The organism is Salinivirga sp. (genome assembly GCF_035268865.1).
Taxonomy (GTDB): domain Bacteria; phylum Bacteroidota; class Bacteroidia; order Bacteroidales; family Salinivirgaceae; genus Salinivirga.
Genome location: NZ_DATFKB010000022.1, coordinates 1 through 3,381, shown reverse-complemented (window position 1 = coordinate 3,381; position 3,381 = coordinate 1). Strand labels below are relative to the sequence as shown.

5 protein-coding genes are annotated in these 3,381 nt (G+C 38.8%); 1 reads left to right on the top strand and 4 read right to left on the bottom strand.

Annotation, left to right across the window (positions count from 1 at the left end):
* Positions 1 to 285: 285 nt before the first annotated feature.
* Genes VJ937_RS01470 through VJ937_RS01460 form a run of 3 tightly spaced genes read right to left on the bottom strand, consistent with a single transcriptional unit; the run spans position 286 to position 2,508 of the window.
* On the bottom strand, positions 286 to 942 hold the full coding sequence (locus VJ937_RS01470; RefSeq protein WP_324065144.1) for a hypothetical protein: 657 nt from the start codon (positions 940 to 942) through the stop codon (positions 286 to 288).
* Positions 943 to 946: 4 nt separating this feature from the next.
* Positions 947 to 1,453 (bottom strand): RNA polymerase sigma factor, encoded by a 507-nt coding sequence (locus VJ937_RS01465; RefSeq protein WP_324065143.1) that lies wholly within the window; start codon positions 1,451 to 1,453, stop codon positions 947 to 949.
* Positions 1,453 to 2,508 (bottom strand): alpha/beta hydrolase, encoded by a 1,056-nt coding sequence (locus VJ937_RS01460; protein WP_324065142.1) that lies wholly within the window; start codon positions 2,506 to 2,508, stop codon positions 1,453 to 1,455. The genes VJ937_RS01465 and VJ937_RS01460 overlap by 1 nt, the downstream gene beginning before the upstream one ends.
* Positions 2,509 to 2,888: 380 nt before the next feature.
* Here VJ937_RS01460 and VJ937_RS01455 point away from each other — a divergent pair, with 380 nt between their 5' ends.
* Positions 2,889 to 3,125: a hypothetical protein gene (locus VJ937_RS01455; protein WP_324065141.1), complete on the top strand. Its 237-nt coding sequence runs from the start codon at positions 2,889 to 2,891 to the stop codon at positions 3,123 to 3,125.
* Between the two features lie 108 nt (positions 3,126 to 3,233).
* Here VJ937_RS01455 and VJ937_RS15675 read toward each other — a convergent pair whose 3' ends face one another.
* Entirely contained in the window at positions 3,234 to 3,365 is a 132-nt protein-coding gene (locus VJ937_RS15675; protein ID WP_414706382.1) for a bifunctional ornithine acetyltransferase/N-acetylglutamate synthase, read from the bottom strand.
* Positions 3,366 to 3,381: the final 16 nt, after the last annotated feature.

Here is a 3,381-nt window from a genome sequence, read left to right as displayed (position 1 = left end):
TAAACATATCTCCTTTTTCATAAACTTCAACTACAATCAAGTCACTCATCAGATCTAATGACCCCTCCGATACAGGAGACACTTTGTTGACTAATGGTCTTGTTCGTTCTTTAATCTGTTCGAAATTCATGATTATCTTTTATTTGATACAACGGTTAGTATATGAAAAGTAGGCTATTCGAAGCACTAAATTTTCAGTTAAATACAAAGTTTTATACGAGAACTAAACCTTGAATATAGCACTAAACCGCCTATTTTTTTATATACATTGTTCGGTGCTGGCGTTTATTCTTTATATTCTTCCACCTGCTCCAGCAGTTCCATAGACTTCATTAATGGTGTCCATTCTTTACCACTAAATATGAGTTGAAACCATTTCTTATTTCTGTTTTCGTATTTAATGTTGAAGAATAGCCAAATAGCAATAGCGGTAAATGAAATTGTAAAAAACAATGTCCCTACCCATTGCAAAATACCCCAATCTGTTAGCATAGTTTCGTTCCACCAAAAGGTTGTCCAAACAGGAAGTTGAAGAAAGAGAATACGAGTTACCCAAAGTGTTGTTGTTTTTAGGCTTGCTAATTTCTCTTGTGTTCTTATAATCGGGTCAGTTATATCCACTTGGTAAATAGTAATTAGCTGATAGAGATAAACAAACAATGCCATAGCGGTCAAACCCACCTGGATTGAAGCCGAAAAGAGAAAAAACTTATTCGCTTCAGAAAATGAGTTTAAATAAATTGAACTCAAAGCAATCATTCCGATACTCACCCATAAAATTCCAATCAATAGAGTGAATATTTTAATTGGTTTCATTGAACCTAAAATACTATGAACCCTTACTTGGGTTATATCATCTGCATTGTTTTTATTTATTACAAAGCTCTCTTCCAATTTATCATTGGTGGTTTGCCAAAGTTTTTTTAATTCCAATTCATTCATTGCTTTAAGATTTTAATTGTGAAAATCGTGCCTTTAATTTGTCTTTGACACGACCTATTTTCGTTCCTACATTGCTTACAGACATTCCCAATATTTCTGCAATTTCAGCATGACTTTTGTCTTCCAAATACAGTATCATCAATGCTTTGTCTATCTCTTTTAATTCGCTGATAAATTGCTCCAATAAATTCAACTGTCTTTCGTTTTCCGATTTTTCTTCCACTAGGGCTTCTGTCAATCGACCAGTCAACTCGGTATATTTCTTTGCTGTTGTTGAACTTTTACGATAAAATGAGATAGCGACATTCAGTGAAATACGATACAACCAAGTTGAAATTTTATACTGGTCATTGTATTTGTGAATAGACTGCCAAATCTGAATCATCATTTCCTGTCTGAGGTCTTGTCGGTCTACCGCGTCTGAGCAGTATGTAAGGGCAACCTTCAACAAAATACCTTTGTGTTGTTCAATAATACGTTCAAAAAAATGCTGTTGCTCTTGTTTGTCCATTACAATTTTGAAAACCAATCTTTGATAAAATTAAAAGATTGTGTGTTATGTCTTACACCATTGTGGGAAGCCTTGTCAATTATCTGTATTTCTCCTGTGCTGTTCATCAAAATGGCTTCTTTCGTAGCTACTGCCGAGAAAGCTTCGTCTTCGCTACCCATTATTACAAGCATTGGTTTGTTTACTGCTTTTAACCCTGCCACGTAATCATCAGGCGTCATACTTTTATTCGCACGATAGCTATATTTTTTCAAAGGAACTGCTTCAGGCAAATTGAAAAACAGTACGGGCAAGCTATCGTAATCGTGATTGCCAATTTCATTTAGCATAGTCAAACCAATTATTCGCTCTATATGGATTTTCATAAAGGGCTCTTCGGCTATGTTTTCGGTTGCTTGTTCCCGCGGAATGGCAGGTGAGTTATGTCCGATTAATGGTGCAAAAAGCAAAAAGCCATCAGGTTGTTCATATTCCTTTTCCATTGCATAACCCAAAGCAACTCCGCCACCCATTGAATGTCCTGCAATAATGATTTTTCCATCGGGCTTCTCCTTACGGATTGTACTTATAATATCAGCCAAATCATCAACATACTGGTTAATGTACTTTACATCACCGATTTTTCCTTCCGATCGTCCGTGTCCCCTTAAATCAATGGCATAAACTTCTGCTTGGGTCACTTCTTGCAGTAATCCTGCCGTTTTGTTGTACAAATAAGCATTACTTCCAACACCGTGAATAAGTATTATTGTATTGTCAGATTGATTTACAAACCTATAAGCAAAGATTTTATTATTGTCACGTACAATAAAAAAGCGGTTTTCCGATTTGTAAACCTGCTCAAATCCCATATCGGCTATTGTTGCAGAGTCTGGTTCAGTCGGCTGATTGGTCGGTTTAAAAGTTGGTTCGGGGGTATGGATAAGTTTGGTAGCTTCTTTTACTAAACTATCTCTATTGCCACCAAAATATTGCTCCAACATAGTTTGAGCAGAAATGCTTGTACTCCCCAAAAAAAGGAAAGTTAGAATAGCATAAATTTTTGAAAATTTCATATTACGACTTTTTTAGTAAAACTTGTTTATCTAATTATTCGCAAGACCATTCAAAAAATCACAGTTATTAGCAATCTTTTTTTAATGCTTCAAGTTGCCGGATAAGATTAGTTGAGTTTTTGTCGGTTGTTTGTCTTTCGCTCGGACGTCTTTTACGCTTGCACCTAACTTACTTTTAACCGTACCAAAAGTACTGAATATATACTGAATCCGTATATAACCAGCACCTTCGGGGGGCACATAAGATTTTACCTTAAAAAAGGAATGGTATGTGTGCGTGGTGGCCGGGAGACGAATAAGTCAAAAGAGGTTCAAAGGATCTTTTTAAGCCGCGGGTTTTACCCTCTCCTCGGCTCCCTTCCAACTCCAAAGGGCGAAGATTGATATTATTTTTCTATTGGGTTTCATCACAGAACCTCCTGCTCGATAAACGGTATGGGTGTAGGAGATCCGGCGTCAGAGCGCGGGATGAGGGTGGATTTTTATTTTTCACGGGATGGGAGCAAAAAACCGGAATGGAACGTAGAGATCCCGCATGGGAGCTTCGAAACCCAATCTGGACTAGCGATGCGGAGCAGGCCCGACCACAGGAAGGGCGACCCGGCACTGGCGAATGACAGGGACGGGGCCGACTGAATAAGGAGCTGCGTAGCGTAGCGACCCGCGAGATCCGCCGTCAGGCGGAGCCTCGGGGGTAGGCCCCAATAAGAAAAAAGAAGAAGGGATCAAGTGGTATATACAGAATTGAAAACGACATAGTCGGTCGACAAATCGGCGCCCCAGCCCATGGCCTCAGCCTCGCCCACGCCGAGATCTAAATGGACGCGAATGTGGGACTCGCGGAGTATTTTTTTCATAAAATAGGTGTCGTAA